10 protein-coding genes are annotated in these 15,486 nt (G+C 70.9%); 7 read left to right on the forward strand and 3 right to left on the reverse strand.

The features are described from left to right. Positions 1–11: 11 nt before the first annotated feature. Positions 12–1,553, forward strand: a complete 1,542-nt coding sequence (locus ABTZ58_RS24320) for a M1 family metallopeptidase (protein ID WP_351360384.1) — start codon at positions 12–14, stop codon at positions 1,551–1,553. Positions 1,554–1,714: 161 nt separating this feature from the next. Further along, positions 1,715–3,208 (forward strand): GTPase HflX, encoded by a 1,494-nt coding sequence (gene hflX, locus ABTZ58_RS24325; RefSeq protein ID WP_351360387.1) that lies wholly within the window; start codon positions 1,715–1,717, stop codon positions 3,206–3,208. 70 nt (positions 3,209–3,278) lie between these two features. On the opposite strand, the gene ABTZ58_RS24330 is transcribed toward hflX, so the two are convergent. Both ABTZ58_RS24330 and ABTZ58_RS24335 read right to left on the reverse strand, forming a co-directional pair. Next, positions 3,279–4,478 (reverse strand): trypsin-like serine peptidase, encoded by a 1,200-nt coding sequence (locus ABTZ58_RS24330; RefSeq protein ID WP_351360390.1) that lies wholly within the window; start codon positions 4,476–4,478, stop codon positions 3,279–3,281. A 224-nt stretch (positions 4,479–4,702) separates the two neighbouring features. Beyond that, the gene (locus tag ABTZ58_RS24335; RefSeq protein WP_351360393.1) at positions 4,703–5,926 is read right to left on the reverse strand and encodes a trypsin-like serine peptidase; all 1,224 of its coding nucleotides are present in this window, start codon (positions 5,924–5,926) and stop codon (positions 4,703–4,705) included. A gap of 466 nt (positions 5,927–6,392) precedes the next feature. Between ABTZ58_RS24335 and ABTZ58_RS24340 the strand changes: the two genes are divergently transcribed. The 4 genes from ABTZ58_RS24340 to ABTZ58_RS24355 all read left to right on the forward strand — a co-directional run bounded on the left by ABTZ58_RS24340 (position 6,393) and on the right by ABTZ58_RS24355 (position 13,242). Further along, positions 6,393–7,769, forward strand: coding sequence for an aminotransferase class III-fold pyridoxal phosphate-dependent enzyme (locus tag ABTZ58_RS24340; protein WP_351360573.1), 1,377 nt, complete (start codon positions 6,393–6,395; stop codon positions 7,767–7,769). A gap of 98 nt (positions 7,770–7,867) precedes the next feature. Then, positions 7,868–9,850 (forward strand): IucA/IucC family protein, encoded by a 1,983-nt coding sequence (locus tag ABTZ58_RS24345; RefSeq protein WP_502996119.1) that lies wholly within the window; start codon positions 7,868–7,870, stop codon positions 9,848–9,850. Between the two features lie 80 nt (positions 9,851–9,930). Beyond that, positions 9,931–10,905, forward strand: coding sequence for a GNAT family N-acetyltransferase (locus ABTZ58_RS24350; RefSeq protein WP_502996120.1), 975 nt, complete (start codon positions 9,931–9,933; stop codon positions 10,903–10,905). 357 nt (positions 10,906–11,262) lie between these two features. Continuing rightward, positions 11,263–13,242, forward strand: a complete 1,980-nt coding sequence (locus ABTZ58_RS24355; protein ID WP_351360399.1) for an ATP-dependent DNA helicase — start codon at positions 11,263–11,265, stop codon at positions 13,240–13,242. 174 nt (positions 13,243–13,416) lie between these two features. On the opposite strand, the gene lexA is transcribed toward ABTZ58_RS24355, so the two are convergent. After that, positions 13,417–14,196: a transcriptional repressor LexA gene (lexA, locus tag ABTZ58_RS24360; protein WP_309096025.1), complete on the reverse strand. Its 780-nt coding sequence runs from the start codon at positions 14,194–14,196 to the stop codon at positions 13,417–13,419. A 624-nt stretch (positions 14,197–14,820) separates the two neighbouring features. Between lexA and nrdR the strand changes: the two genes are divergently transcribed. Next, positions 14,821–15,381 (forward strand): transcriptional regulator NrdR, encoded by a 561-nt coding sequence (gene nrdR / locus ABTZ58_RS24365; protein ID WP_351360402.1) that lies wholly within the window; start codon positions 14,821–14,823, stop codon positions 15,379–15,381. Positions 15,382–15,486: the final 105 nt, after the last annotated feature.

Below are 15,486 nucleotides of genomic sequence, written 5' to 3' on the forward strand. Positions count from 1 at the left end.
AGCCGTGAGGCATGCCCCTCAGGCCCTCTTCCCCCACACGCCGGCGGACGTCCGCCGCCCTGCTCGCCTCGGCCGTGTCCGTGTGCCTCGTCGCCGCGGGCGCCCCCGCCGTCCCGCTCGGCGTCGGCGACCGCCTCTTCCCGTACCTGGGCAACCCCGGCTACGACGTCGCCTCCTACGACCTGTCCCTCACCTACCCCGGCACGAACAGTGAGCCGCTGCGGGCCGTCACCACCATCGACGCCTGGACCGCCGCTGACCTGGACCGGATCAACCTGGACTTCGCGCACGGCAAGGTCGAGTCGGTCGAGGTCGACGGGGACCCCGCGCGGTTCCGCACCGCCGGCGAGGACCTGGTGATCACGCCCGAGGACTCCGTGTCGGACGACAACTGGATGCGCATCACCGTGCGCCACACCAGCGACCCCGTGCCCGCCGAGGGCCGCGAGGGCGGCTGGGTGCGTACCGGTGACGGCCTCGCCATGGCCAACCAGGCCGACGCCGCCCACCTGGTGTTCCCCTGCAACGACCACCCCTCCGACAAGGCCATGTTCACCATCCGGGTCACCGCGCCCGACGGCCACACGGCCGTGGCCAACGGTCTGCCCGCCGGGGTGGACCGGTCCGGCGGGCAGACCACGTGGACGTACCGCACCCGGCACCCCATGGCCACCGAGCTCACCCAGGTCTCCATCGGCCGCTCCACGGTGCTGCACCGCACCGGCCCGCGCGGACTGCCCGTGCGGGACGTCGTCCCCACCCGGTACCGCGAGGCGCTGGAACCCTGGCTGGAGAAGACCCCCGCGCAGATCGCCTGGATGGAGAAGAAGGTCGGCCGCTACCCCTTCGAGACCTACGGCGTCCTCGCGGCCGACGCCTCCACCGGCATCGAACTGGAGACCCAGACGCTCTCCCTCTTCGAACGGGAACTGTTCACCGAGCCCGTCTACCCCGCCTGGTACGTCGAGTCGATCATGGTCCACGAACTGGCCCACCAGTGGTTCGGCGACAGCGTCACCCCTCGCACCTGGTCCGACCTGTGGCTCAACGAGGGACACGCCACCTGGTACGAGGCGCTCTACGCCGAGGAGCAGGCCGGAAAGCCGATGCGGGACCGGATGAAACTCGCCTACGGCGCCTCCGACCGCTGGCGCGAGGCCGGCGGACCGCCCGCTGCCCCCAAGGCACCCGAGCCGGGCCACAAGACCGACATCTTCCGGCCCAACGTCTATGACGGCGCCGCGCTCGTCCTCTACGCCCTGCGCCAGGAGATCGGCCGCCCGGCGTTCGAAAGTCTCCAGCGCGCGTGGGTGAGCCGCCACCAGGACGGCACGGCCGGCACGCGGGACTTCGTCCGGCTGGCCACCGAGATCTCCGGACGCGACCTGGACGCCTTCTTCCAGAGCTGGCTGTACGGCGAGAAGACGCCGCCGATGCCCGGGCACCCGGACTGGAAGCCGGAGCAGCCCGGAAAGCCCGCCGCCTCTGCCGAGCCCGCCGCCTCTGCCGAGCCCGCCGCGTCCGTCGTTTCCGCCGGGGGAGGCGCGCGATAACACGGTGACGAGACGCCCCGTGCCGTGCGACCATCTTGAAGTCGGCGCGGCGCGGGGCCGGACGCCGGGAATCTCCCGGAGTGCCCATGCGTTGTGCACAGTGACGGACCAGCCCCGGCTCTCCGTCGCCGACATCGGTTTCCCAGCTACGTAAGGATCCAATGACCTCCTCTTCTTCCCCTTCCCAGGACACCAAGCGCTTCGCGCACAGCCACCCCGAGGGTCTTCGGGCCGATGCCCTGATGGAAGAGGACGTCGCCTGGAGCCACGAGATCGACGGAGAGCGGGACGGCGACCAGTTCGACCGCTCCGAGCGCGCGGCCCTGCGCCGCGTGGCGGGCCTGTCCACCGAGCTCGAGGACGTCACCGAGGTCGAGTACCGCCGGCTCCGCCTGGAGCGGGTCGTGCTGGTCGGCGTATGGACCTCCGGAACCGCCCAGGACGCGGAGAACTCCCTCGCGGAGCTCGCCGCCCTCGCCGAGACGGCGGGCGCGCTGGTGCTCGACGGCGTGATCCAGCGCCGCGACAAGCCCGACGCGGCCACGTACATCGGCTCCGGCAAGGCCGAGGAGCTGCGGGACATCGTCCTCGAGTCCGGCGCGGACACCGTCATCTGCGACGGTGAGCTCAGCCCGGGCCAGCTCATCCACCTCGAAGACGTCGTCAAGGTCAAGGTCATCGACCGTACGGCCCTGATCCTGGACATCTTCGCCCAGCACGCCAAGTCCCGAGAGGGCAAGGCGCAGGTCGCGCTCGCGCAGATGCAGTACATGCTGCCGAGGCTCCGCGGCTGGGGTCAGTCGCTGTCCCGGCAGATGGGCGGCGGCAAGGGCGGCGGCCTCGCCACCCGTGGCCCCGGTGAGACCAAGATCGAGACGGACCGGCGGCGGATCCGCGAGAAGATGGCGAAGATGCGCCGTGAGATCGCGGAGATGAAGACCGGCCGCGAGATCAAGCGTCAGGAGCGCAAGCGCCACAAGGTGCCGTCCGTGGCCATCGCGGGCTACACCAACGCCGGAAAGTCCTCGCTGCTCAACCGCCTCACGGGCGCGGGCGTGCTGGTCGAGAACGCCCTGTTCGCGACCCTCGACCCGACCGTGCGCCGGGCCGAGACCCCGAGCGGACGGCTGTACACCCTCGCCGACACGGTCGGGTTCGTACGCCACCTGCCGCACCACCTGGTCGAGGCGTTCCGCTCCACGATGGAGGAGGTCGGCGAGTCCGACCTGATCCTGCACGTGGTCGACGGTTCGCACCCCAACCCGGAGGAGCAGCTGGCCGCCGTGCGCGAGGTGATCAGGGACGTCGGAGCCACCGGCGTGCCCGAGATCGTCGTGATCAACAAGGCGGACGCGGCCGACCCGCTCACGCTGCAGCGGCTGCTGCGCGTGGAGAAGCGGTCCATGGCCGTCTCGGCCCGCACCGGCCAGGGCATCGAGGAACTGCTCGCGCTCATCGACAACGAGCTGCCGCGTCCCTCGGTCGAGATCGAGGCGCTCGTGCCGTACACGCACGGCAAGCTCGTCGCCCGCGCCCACGACGAGGGTGACGTGATCTCCGAGGAGCACACCCCGGAGGGCACGCTGCTCAAGGTGCGGGTGCACGAGGAACTGGCCGCGGAGTTCACGCCGTACGTCCCGGCGCCGCTCGCCTGACCGGCCGGCTCGTAGAGGAGGCCCGCCCCCGAGCCATCGGGGACGGGCCTTCTTCATGGGCGGGTGCGGGTCAGCGGCCGCCGTAGGTGCTGCTCATGTTCTGGTAGAGCGCCTCGGCGTCCCGGCCCAGCTGCGGGCCCGCCAGCCAGGTGTTGTCGGCCGGGCCGATCGAGGTGTTGGAGACCAGCACGGACTTGCCGTTCAGCACCCGGAACCAGCCGCCGCCGGACGAACCGCCGGTCATGGTGCAGCCGATGCGGTACATCGTCGGCAGGCTCGGGCTGAGCGAGAACCGGCCGGGGACGTCGACGCACTTGAACATTTTCAGGCCGTTGTAGGGCGGCGCGGCCGGGTAGCCCCAGGCGCCCAGCTTGGCGGCGTCCGCCGCGGACGGGGCGGAGAAGTCCACGTCCAGCGCGGCACCGACCGTCTCCTCCAGGGACTTCGCTCCCTGCTCGGGCTTCACGTGCAGCACGGCGTAGTCGTACGCGGCACCGTCACCGCCCGTCTCCGAGCCGCCCTGGATCCACTGGTTCGACGTCGAGGCCCAGTCCGCCCACCAGTTGCCGTACGGGGCGATCTCCGTCGGGTTGGCGTCGCTCAGCTCCGCCTCGGACTTGCCGAGGTCGTTGTAGGCCGGGACGAACACGATGTTCCGGTACCAGCCGCCGTTGCCGCCCGCGTGCACGCAGTGGCCCGCCGTCCACACCAGGTTGGACCTGCCCGGGTGGTTGACGTCCTTGATCACCGTCCCGGAGCAGACCGCCGGGCCGTCGGGGGAGTCGAAGAAGACCTTGCCGACCGGTGCCGCGTTGCGGTGGTACGGCGTCTTCTCGGCCTGCGCGGCGACGGCCGACGGCTCCGGATCGCTGATGCCCTGCCCGGCCGACGCGTCCTTCGTCGTGACCGTCTTGTTGGCCTCCTGGGCGGACTGCATCCGCTCCGGCTTCCACAGGCCCTCGATCACCGGGTTGACGAAGTCCTTGGCCTCACTGAGCCACTGGTCCCTGTCCCAGTCCTTCCAGCCGCCGTTCTTCCACTTGTCGACGTCGATCCCGTGCTCCTTGAGCCTGCCCGCGAGATCGGCCGGGATCTCGACCTTGCCGCCGGCCTCCGGCGCCTGCGAGGTGGCGGCGTCGGGCTTGTCACTCGCCGAGTCCGCCGACCCGCCACAGGCGGTAGCCGTGAGCGCCAGGGCGGCGACGAGCCCGGTGGCGGCGAGAACGGCGCGCCGCCCGCGCCTCGGTGCGGGCGTACGTGTGGAACGCATGGTGCGATGACCCCCGTTGATGCGTACGTGTGTGGTGCTGGGTGCTGGGTGCTGGGTGCTGGGTGCTCAGGGATGGGTGTTGTGAGCTGTGTGTCTGGTGCTGTGTGGGGTGGTGAGGGTTTCCGTGAGCCGGTGGGTCACTGAGCGGCTGAGACGGTGGGGCCCGTGCGCCGGACCGTCGGGCCGCCGGGCGGCCCGCCCCTGCGGGCTGGGCCGGTCCCTGCCTACCGGCCTGCGAACTTCTCGCTGACCGAGTCGAACACGCCCTTCGCCGCGTCGCCCAAGCGCGGCCCGGCCAGCCAGCCCGACGTCACCGGGCCGATCGAGGTGTTGGACACCAGGGCAGGCTTGCCGTCCGAGCCGGTCGCCACCCAGCCCCCGCCCGACGAACCGCCGGTCATGGTGCAGCCGATCCGGTACATCGTCGGGTCCGAAGCCGTGAGCGACAGCCGTCCCGGCCGGTCCTGGCACCGGTACAGCTTCTGCCCGTCGTACGGAGGCGCCGCCGGGTAGCCGATCGCCGTGACGCTCTCGACCTGCGCTACGGCGGGAGCGTTGAAGTCGACCGGCAGCGCCGAACCGACCGTCTCCTCCAGCGACTTGCCGCCGCTGCCCTTCTCCGGCGTCACATGGATGACGGCGAAGTCGTACGGTGCGCCGTCACCGCCCGTCGAACCGCCCTGCTCGATCCACTGGTCCGAGGTCTGCGCCCAGTCGCCCCACCAGACACCGTAGGGAGCGACGTCCTCGCGGGTGGCGTTCTCCAGCTCCTGGACCGACTCGCCGTCGTCGTTGTACGACGGCACGAACGCGATGTTGCGGTACCAGCCGCCCTTCTTGCCCGCGTGCACACAGTGGCCCGCAGTCCACACCAGGTTGGACTTGCCCGGGTGCGCCGGGTCCTTCACCACCGTCGCCGAGCAGACGGCCGAGCCCTTGGGGGAGTCGAAGAACACCTTCCCGGCCGTGGGTACGGCGGCGTGGTACGACGGCGGCACGGCCTGCGCCCGGACCGGCCTCGGCGTGGGATCGGTGACGCCCTGGTCACCGGAGAGGTCGCTCTCGTCGACGCCCTGGTCGGGCTCCTCCGCCTCCCGCATCCGGTCCGGGTTCCACAGCCCCTCGATGATCGGGTTGACGTACTCGTGGGCCTCGCGCAGCCAGTCGTCCCGGTCCCAGTTCTTCCAGGCGCCGTTCTTCCACTTGTCGATGTCGATCCCGTGCTCGCGGAGCCGGTCCCTGATGTCGTCCGGGATCCGGAGCTTGCCGTCGTCGGAGGCGGTGGCGGACGCGGAGGCCTCCCCGCCCGCCGCGGCGTCACCCGACTCGCAGGCGGTGGCGGTGAGCGCGAGTGCCGAGGCGAGGGCTATCGCGAACAGCGTGGGGGAGTTCCTGCGGCGCGCCCTCCCCCCTCGGCGTGTGGCGGACGACGGCCGGATGGATCGCATGATGTGACTCCCCCTGATGGTGACGAACATGGACGAAACCGGTGCCTCGGCCGCGGTTCTCGCTGCTGCGCGGGGACTTCGGGCCGACACGCCGCGTCCGGGAACGGCACCACACACTATGCGGTGGCTGTGGGGGAGGCCCGACGGAACAGCAACAGTTCCGTCACGGAAAGGATCTTGAGGCAACCCGTAACCGGGTGAGCGGTCCGGGGTTGGTAGCGGTGCGGGGTCTGCTGTCTGTGTGCGGTCCCTGGTGGCCGGTGCCCAGTGGGAGGTCAGGGAAGTCGTGGCGGAATCCACCCTTGGGGGTCGTGCGTCAGAGGAGGCCGCTGTGGGGCAAGCGCCGGTGAAGACCGTCTGCGGTGGTCCCGTCGACGGCACGGCACGGGGTAGGGGCGACGGCGGCCTGCGAGTGGAGGGCACCGGCCCGGAGGTGGGTGGCTCTGCCCCGGGGGCGGACGACCAGATCCTGGACGACGGCATCCCAGGAGGGTGGACTGCGAGGGAAGGATTTTCGCGCCGCCAGTCCGTACGAGAGGCCGCTGCCCGGACGTACGCCCGGGCCCTGCCCATCGTGCCGGTGCGGGCGCGAGGTATGACGATCGAGGGCGCGGACGGCCGCCGCTACCTGGACTGCCTCTCCGGCGCGGGAGCCCTCGTCCTCGGGCACAACCACCCCGTAGTCCTCGAAGCCATCCGCAAGGTCCTCGACTCCGGCGCCCCCCTCAACGCCCTCGACCTCGCGACACCCGTCAAGGACGCCTTCGTCGCCGAGCTCTCCCGCACCCTGCCCCCAGGACTCGCCGATCGGGCACGTGTGCGCTTCTGCGGCCCCACCGGCAGCGACGCGTTGCGGACGGCCAGCGAACTGGTCCGTGCGGCGACCGGACGGAACGACCTCGGCGGTCGTGACGCAGACGTCGTCTGTCTGGCTTTTGCGCAGGACCGCCCCGACCCGTTCGGTGCCGACGCTGCTGCACTGCCCGCCGGCGTGATCGTCGAACCCGTCCAGGGCGAGGGCGGAGTGTTCCCCGCGCCGGACGCCTGGTTGCGACGAGTACGGCAGTTCACAGCAGACCGGTCCGTCCCGCTGATCGTCGATGAGATCCAAACAGGCGTTGGGCGCACCGGCACCTTTTGGGCGGTGGAGCACAGCGGCGTGACTCCAGACGTGATGGTCCTCTCCGAGGCCATCGGCGGCAGCCTGCCCCTGGCCGTCGTGGTCTATCGCGACGACCTCGACTCCGGAAAACCCTCTCCTCACGCCGGCACCTTCCGAGGCAACCAACTCGCCATGGCAGCAGGCACGGCGACCCTCGCCCACGTCCGAGAGAACCACCTCGCCGAGCGCGCGTCGGCCCTCGGCGAGCGGATGTCGCACCAACTGCGGTCAGTTTCCGATGACTTCGCGTGTGTGGGTGAAGTGCGGGGGAGAGGGCTGATGATCGGCGTGGAACTGGTGGACGCGGCGGGGGAGACGGAGCCGGGGCCGCCAAAGGCATCGGAGCGTCCCGTCGCCCAAGAACCGACTGCACAAGGGCCGACCGCAGATGAACCGACTGCAGAGGGGTTGACTGCAGAAGGGCCGACTGCCGAAGAACCGGCTGCCAGGGAACTGGCGTCCGTGGTCCAGCAGGAGTGCCTGCGGCGTGGCCTCATCGTCGGACTCTGCGGCCCTCACGCGAACGTCGTGCGGTTGCTGCCGCCCCTGACGATCACCGACGAACAGGCGGCGGCCGTTCTCGACCGCCTGACCGACGCGATCCGGGCGGCGGCGATGCAGTGCCAGGAGAGCAGGGCACGGCAGCGGGGCCGTACTTCGCCTTCGCGTCGTGCCCCCTGACGCCGTAGGCCGCCCTCTCGCTTGCCCGTTCGCCCGAGGGGACATCCCGCCACCCCCGCCCCGGTCCACACGGCCCGCACCCCCCGAGGTACCCCCCTTTGAACGCCACCCCCGCCCCCGACGACCACGCCACGACGTGGACAGGAGCCTCCGGCGACACCCAACGGCCCGGGACGTCGGTGACATCGGCGCTGCCTCGCCAACGACTCGGGGCAGCAGGGCCCGCCCAGGAGAGTCACGACGGCAGACCCGCCACCGACCTCCTGAGCCATCCCGACCCCCGCCTCGTCGCCCACTCGGCATCCGTGGAAACCCTGCTGCGCTGCTGGGTTCGTGAGACCGGCCGACCTGCCCCCTGCGACGGCGTCCTCCGCATCCCCCTCCCCGCCAGCGGCACTGCCCTCCTCGTCCCGGTTCGCTACTGGTCACCGACGGGATGGCACCGCTTCGGCCTCCCACGCCTGGCCGACGTGTCCGATGACGCCCCAGTGGTGGACGCCGTGACGGTCGCCGCCCTGCTCACCAGGGAGTATCCGTCTGGCGGCCCGGCCCTGAGCGGCATCACTCCCACCAACCCCGGCGCCGCCACCTCGGTCGGCGACGACGGCATCGGTCTTGTCGCCGGTGTCGCCGACTCCCTCCGCAGGGTCACCACCTTTGTCAGCGAACGCCGGAACCAGCCGGCCGACACCCCCGATCTCTTCCTGGCCGCGGAACAGGCTCTCGTCCTCGGACATCCCCTGCACCCGACGCCCAAGAGCCGTGAGGGCCTCTCCGAGGCCGAGGCTCGGCAATGCTCACCCGAACTGCGCGGGTCCTTCTCTCTGCACTGGATGGCAGTCGCCCCCTCCGCTCTCGCCACCGACTCCCGCTGGACCGAACGCGGCCGCCCTGTCCCGGCCCCCTCCCTCACCGCCCACCTGGCCGGACCCGGACTGCCACTGCCGGACGGCCACGCCCTGCTACCCCTGCACCCCTGGCAAGCACGCGACGTCCGACACCGTCCGGAGATCGCCGCCCTGTTGGACGACGGACAGCTTCGTGACCTCGGTCCGCACGGATCGCCCTGGCACCCCACCTCCTCCGTGCGCACCGTCTACCGGTCCGGCGCCCCCGCGATGCTCAAACTGTCTCTGGGCCTGCGCATCACCAACTCCCGTAGAGAGAACCTGCGTAAAGAACTCCACCGCGGCGTCGAGGTCCATCGCCTGCTCCGCAGTGGCCTCGGGCAGCGGTGGCGGGCCGAGCATCCAGGCTTCGACATCGTGCGCGACCCCGCCTGGCTCGCCGTTGACGGGCCGGACGGCACCCCGCTGCCCGGACTGGACGTGGTCATCCGCCACAACCCGTTCAGCCCCTCGGACGATGTCTCCTGCGTAGCCGGACTCGTCTCGCCGCGCCCGTGCTCACCGACCCGCCCGGGCACCGCCGCGAGCCGCTCCGAGGGCGTACGCCCGGTGATGAGCTCCCGGCTGTCCGAACTCGTCACCGGCATCGCCCGCCGCACCGGCCGGCCCCGCGGAGCCGTCGCCGCCGAGTGGTTCCTGCGCTACCTGGAACACGTGGTGCGTCCTGTCCTTTGGCTGGACGGCGAGGCCGGCATCGCCCTGGAGGCGCACCAGCAGAACACCCTGCTCCTGCTCGACGCCGACGGCTGGCCCACCGGCGGCCGCTACCGTGACAACCAGGGTTTCTACTTCCGCGAGTCCCGGCGCGCGGAACTCGACGCCCGACTGCCCGGTATCGGGGAGCGGAGCGACACCTTCGTCCGCGACGAGGTCGCCGACGAACGCCTCGCGTACTACCTGGGCGTCAACAACGTGCTCGGTCTCGTCGGCGCGTTCGGCTCCCAGGGACTGGCCGACGAGCGACTGCTCCTCGCCGCCTTCCGTCGCTTCCTGAAGACCGTCGCCTCCGGCCCGGCCCGACTCCGCACCTCGCTGCCCGTCCGGCTGCTCGACTCACCCGTGCTGCGCTGCAAGGCGAACCTGCTCACGCGGCTGCACGGCCTCGACGAACTCGCCGGCCCGGTGGACACCCAGTCCGTGTACGTCACCATCGCCAACCCTCTCCACCGCTGATCACCCGATCCCTTCCGGCCATGACCGACTCCTTCATCGCTGAGGACACGCCCCATCCACCACTCTGAGAGGAGCGTTTGGTGCCTTCCGCCGACCCGTCCGCCCCGACGGCGACCACTGTTTCCCCCGGAGCGGCTTTCCCCGCCGAACCCGAGGCCGACGCCGGCAGCGAGCCCGGAGCGGGGAGCGATCCAGGTCGCGGTTCCGCGTCCGGTGCCGCTGACGACGGGGGCCTCAGCACGGACCCAGGTGCGGGCCCCGCCGACGGCAGGTCCGGCGAGGACACCGAGGCCGGCGAGAGCGCTGAGGACCCCGAGGACCCCGGGGACACCATGGATCTTCGGCTCCCGGACGAACTCCTCGCCCTGATCGCGGAGGAGACGGCCGAGCCCAAGGGGTCAGGGCGGAGTGGCGACCGGGACCCGGCGTCGTCCCCCGCGCCCCTCACCGCGACCTCCCGGTTCGGCTCCCGCATGCCGTACGACGACCTGCTCGACGGCGTGGCCGAATGGGGCCCGGCCGGCACACCCGCGGGCCTGTTCCACCTCGTCCCTGTCCGCGTCGAACGTGACCTTCCGCTCATCAGCCGGTGGATGAACGACCCCGCCGCCGCCGAGTTCTGGGAGTTGTCGGGACCGCCGAGCGTGACCGAGGACCATGTGCGGGCCCAGCTCGCCGGTGACGGGCGCAGCGTGCCGTGCGTCGGCGTGCTGGAAGGAACGCCGATGAGCTACTGGGAGATCTACCGGGCGGACCTGGACCCGCTGGCCCGCCACTACCCTGTCCGGCCCCATGACACGGGCGTCCACCTTCTGGTCGGTGCCGTTTCCGACCGCGGGCGTGGTCTGGGCGGCACGCTGCTCAGGGCCGTGGCCGATCTCGTTCTCGCGCGGCGCCCCTTCTGCGCGCGCGTCATCGCGGAACCCGACATTCGCAACACCCCCTCCGTCGCCGCTTTCCTGACCGCCGGATTCCGGTTCTCCGCCGAGGTCGACCTGCCCACCAAGCGGGCCGCCCTCATGGTCCGAGACCGCTCCGTCCGGCATCTGCTGTAGCGCTGTGTCACCGTGCCATCACTCATTGAACGCACCGCGCCTCGCCGCCGTTCCCACCGATCGCGGAAACTTCCCGAGCCGCCCGCCGAGCCGCAGTGCTCGCGCCTGCCGCCTCGCCCGGGCCTGCGGCACCGGTGCTTCCTGCCGTACCGGTGGCGCCTGCCGCACCGCTGGTGCCTCCGGCACCGCTCGCGTCTGTCACACGCTGGAGTCACCCACGAGCGATTCCCGGCGCCCTGCTCCCATACCCGGCCCATCCGCCTCACCCCGCCCCGAGGAGTCCACGGTCTTGATCCCGTCCCCCGCCCTCGCCTTGAGCACCCGTTTGTCAGTGCTGGGTCGTAGGGTGGTCGCGCTATGACGAAGCCCTCACTCCCCGAACTCCTGCACGCTGCCGTCACTGCCGTCGGCGGTACGGAGCGTCCCGGCCAGGTGGCCATGGCCGAAGCCGTCGCGGAAGCGATCGACGACGGTTCCCACCTGCTGGTCCAGGCCGGCACCGGCACCGGCAAGTCGCTGGGTTACCTGGTGCCCGCGCTCGCACACGGGGAGCGAGTGGTCGTCGCGACCGCCACCCTGGCCCTGCAGCGCCAGCTCGTGGAGCGCGACCTGCCGAGAACGGTCGAGTCGCTGCACCCGCTGCTGCGCCGCCGCCCGGAGTTCGCCATGCTCAAGGGCCGGTCGAACTACCTCTGTCTGCATCGTCTGCACGAGGGTGTCCCGCAGGACGAGGAGGACGGCCTCTTCGACCAGTTCGAGGCGGCCGCGCCCACCAGCAAGCTGGGGCAGGACCTGCTGCGGGTCCGCGACTGGGCCGACGAGACCGAGACCGGTGACCGTGACAACCTCACCCCCGGCATCTCCGACCGCGCCTGGGCGCAGGTGTCGGTGTCGTCGAGGGAGTGCCTGGGCGCCTCGAAGTGCGCCTATGGGGCGGAGTGCTTCGCCGAGATGGCCCGGGAGCGGGCCAAACTCTCCGATGTCGTCGTCACCAACCACGCCCTGCTCGCCATCGACGCCATCGAGGGCGCCCCGGTCCTCCCGCAGCATGAGGTGCTGATCGTCGACGAGGCGCACGAACTGGTGTCGAGGGTCACCGGTGTCGCCACCGGCGAGCTCACCCCCGGCCAGGTCAACCGCGCGGTGCGCCGCGCCGCGAAGCTCGTCAACGAGAAGGCCGCGGACCAGCTCCAGACCGCTGCCGAGGGTTTCGAGCGGCTCATGGAGCTGGCGCTGCCGGGCCGCCTGGAGGAGATTCCCGAGGACCTCGGGTACGCGCTGATGGCGCTGCGTGACGCGTGCCGCACCGTCATCTCCGCGATCGGTACGACCCGGGACAAGTCCGTCCAGGACGAGGACGCGGTACGCAAGCAGGCCCTGGCCGCCGTGGAGAACGTGCACGACGTCGCGGAGCGGATCACCAACGGCTCCGAATGGGACGTGGTCTGGTACGAGCGCCACGACCGGTTCGGTGCCTCCCTGCGCGTGGCACCCATGTCGGTCTCTGGGCTGCTGCGGGAGAAGCTCTTCGCGGACCGTTCCGTGGTCCTGACGTCGGCGACGCTGAAGCTCGGTGGCGACTTCAACGGTGTGGGAGCCTCCCTGGGCCTCGCCCCGGAGGGCACCGAGGGCGACGATCTCCCGCAGTGGAAGGGCATCGACGTAGGCTCGCCCTTCGACTACCGCAGGCAGGGCATCCTGTACGTCGCCAAGCATCTGGCGCGTCCCGCCCGGGACGGCGACCGCGCGGACATGCTCGACGAACTCACGGAGCTGATCCAGGCGGCCGGCGGTCGCACCCTGGGCCTGTTCTCGTCCATGAGGGGCGCCCAGCTGGCCGCCGAGGAACTGCGTTCACGGATCCCCGAGTTCCCGATCCTCCTCCAGGGCGAGGAGACGCTCGGCGAGCTCATCAAGAACTTCGCGGCCGACCCCAGGACCTGTCTCTTCGGCACGCTGTCCCTGTGGCAGGGCGTGGACGTGCCCGGGCCCAGCTGCCAGTTGGTCGTCATGGACAAGATCCCGTTCCCGCGCCCGGACGACCCCTTGATGAGCGCCCGCCAGAAGGCCGTGGAGAAAGCCGGTGGCAATGGCTTCATGGCGGTCGCCGCCACGCACGCCGCCCTCCTCATGGCGCAGGGAGCCGGCCGTCTCGTACGGGCGTCGGGCGACCGCGGTGTGGTCGCGGTGCTCGACCAGCGGCTGGCCACGGCGCGCTACGGCGGATACCTGAAGGCGTCGATGCCCGACTTCTGGTACACGACGGACCGCAACCAGGTGCGGAAGTCGCTGGCGGCGATCGACGCGGCGGCGAGGCAGACGGAAGCAGCCGGATGAACCCGGGTCGGTCCGTGGTCAAGGAACCGTGGGCCGACCGACCCCTGGCCGAGTGAATCGTCCATCTGCGCGCCGACCGGTCCCGGACAGCGCAGGACCCCGGAACCGGCGCAGGGGTTCCGGGGCCCGGTCTGAGGGTGGGCCTGCTCGGCCCGCCAGACGCGGTGCGCGCGGTCAGACGCGGCGCAGTACGGCCACCACCTTGCCGAGGATGGTCGCGTCGTCGCCGGGGATGGGCTCGTAGGCCGCGTTGTGCGGCAGGAGCCAGACATGGCCGTCCTCGCGCTTGAAACGCTTGACGGTGGCCTCCCCGTCGAGCATGGCGGCCACGATGTCGCCGTTCTCGGCGACCGGCTGGCGGCGGACCGTGACCCAGTCGCCGTCGCAGATCGCGGCCTCGATCATCGAGTCGCCGACGACTTTCAGGACGAACAGCTCACCGTCGCCGACGAGCTGGCGGGGCAGGGGGAAGACGTCCTCGACGGACTCCTCGGCGAGGATCGGGCCACCGGCGGCGATACGGCCGACCAGCGGGACGTACGACGCGGCCGGCTTGCCCGCCGTGTCCGTGGGCTGCACCGAGGCGGCCTGGTCCGAACCGCGCACCTCGTAGGCGCGCGGGCGGTGCGGGTCGCGGCGCAGGAAGCCCTTGCGCTCCAGCGCCATCAGCTGGTGAGCGACCGAGGAGGTGCTGGAGAGGCCGACGGCCTGGCCGATCTCCCGCATCGACGGCGGGTAGCCGCGGCGCTGTACCGAGTCCCTGATGACCTCGATCACGCGGCGCTGCCGGTCGGTGAGGCCCGAGCTGTCCGCCCGGATGCCGGGAGGTCGGCCCGGCAGGGAGCGCTTGTGCCCCTCAGGGTTCGTGGCTTCGTTCATCGCATGTACCGGCTCCGGTCGGCTCTGGGAGCGGTCCTGGGCAGTGATGGTGGCACTGTCTGCGGTGGTGGTCACGTCGGCCCCTCTCGATGGTCTCCCTGCTAGCCAACGGTAGTTGCTTTCGAAAGGTTGCGCCAAACACACGTTCGAGTGAAAAAACGCGAATTGCCGGACGCGATCATGTGTCCGGGTGTATTGGCGGCCGGGCCACCTGGCGGACAAAAGGGCCCATTGCTGTACTCTTCACCGCCGGGGTGATCGCCTCGTGGACTGTTGCCCCAGTCTGCCATCCGGCATGCCCCTGCCTCGGGGGCAGCCCTCATCTGTGCGGGAGTCCCACGTCCCCTCCTCGCGGCGCCCACCGTATCTCCGCATGTGCCGTAGCGATACGGCTGGGCGTGAACGGATCGGGCCCGTGTCGCGGCGGGCGGGCGCGCCTCGGTGCCGCCTTGGTGGCGTGCGAGGTTCGTGTGGGACTGGCCGCCGGGCGCCACCTGCGGCTACACGCGCGACACGCGCTTACAGCCTGGATGTATGAGCCAATCCCCACATCTAGTGGTTGGATTGCAACAGCAGCCCACAAGTTGTGGTCCCCCCGGTCTTCGCGGCCATGGTCATCGCCTATGCTTGGGGCTGCTTCGTGGGGCGCGAGACGTCTGGCGAGGCTATTGAGTCTGCTGTGAGGAGGGTTCGGAGATCATGCACTGTCCCTTCTGCAGGCACCCCGACAGCCGGGTCGTCGACAGCCGTACGACCGACGACGGCACGTCGATCCGCAGGCGCCGCCAGTGTCCTGACTGCTCCCGTCGTTTCACGACCGTGGAGACGTGCTCGCTCATGGTGGTCAAGCGGTCCGGCGTCACCGAACCCTTCAGTCGCACGAAGATCATCAACGGTGTGCGCAAGGCGTGCCAGGGTCGGCCCGTCACCGAGGACGCGCTCGCCCAGCTCGGCCAGCGGGTCGAGGAGGCGGTGCGGGCCACCGGAAGCGCCGAGCTGACCACCCACGACGTGGGGCTGGCCATACTCGGCCCGTTGCAGGAACTCGATCTCGTCGCCTACCTGCGCTTCGCCTCCGTCTACCGGGCCTTCGACTCGCTCGAGGACTTCGAGGCGGCCATCGCGGAGCTCAGGGAGGGCGCGGGGCGTCCCGACGCGGACGACGGCGACCGCGAGGACAAGGGTGTGGGGAGCCAGGAAGACGACCGCGGGCCCGGAGGGACGGCACAGGTCCCCGAGCCCGCAGGCGCCGCCGACTGACCGGCGGACCGGACCCGGACGGCAGATCCGGACCGGCCGGACGGCGGCCATGTGAAGACCTGTTGCGGGCGACGTGAGTGGGTGCCCGCAGCACCAGACAGAACA

The organism is Streptomyces sp. NPDC094143 (assembly GCF_040303825.1).
Taxonomy (GTDB): domain Bacteria; phylum Actinomycetota; class Actinomycetes; order Streptomycetales; family Streptomycetaceae; genus Streptomyces.

Bases quoted from the DNA above. Each gene is read 5' to 3' on its own strand.
- ABTZ58_RS24335 (WP_351360393.1), bottom strand. From the start codon at position 5,926: ATGCGATCCATCCGGCCGTCGTCCGCCACACGCCGAGGGGGGAGGGCG.
- ABTZ58_RS24320 (WP_351360384.1), top strand. From the start codon at position 12: ATGCCCCTCAGGCCCTCTTCCCCCACACGCCGGCGGACGTCCGCCGCC.
- hflX (WP_351360387.1), top strand. From the start codon at position 1,715: ATGACCTCCTCTTCTTCCCCTTCCCAGGACACCAAGCGCTTCGCGCAC.
- nrdR (WP_351360402.1), top strand. From the start codon at position 14,821: ATGCACTGTCCCTTCTGCAGGCACCCCGACAGCCGGGTCGTCGACAGC.
- ABTZ58_RS24355 (WP_351360399.1), top strand. From the start codon at position 11,263: ATGACGAAGCCCTCACTCCCCGAACTCCTGCACGCTGCCGTCACTGCC.
- ABTZ58_RS24330 (WP_351360390.1), bottom strand. From the start codon at position 4,478: ATGCGTTCCACACGTACGCCCGCACCGAGGCGCGGGCGGCGCGCCGTT.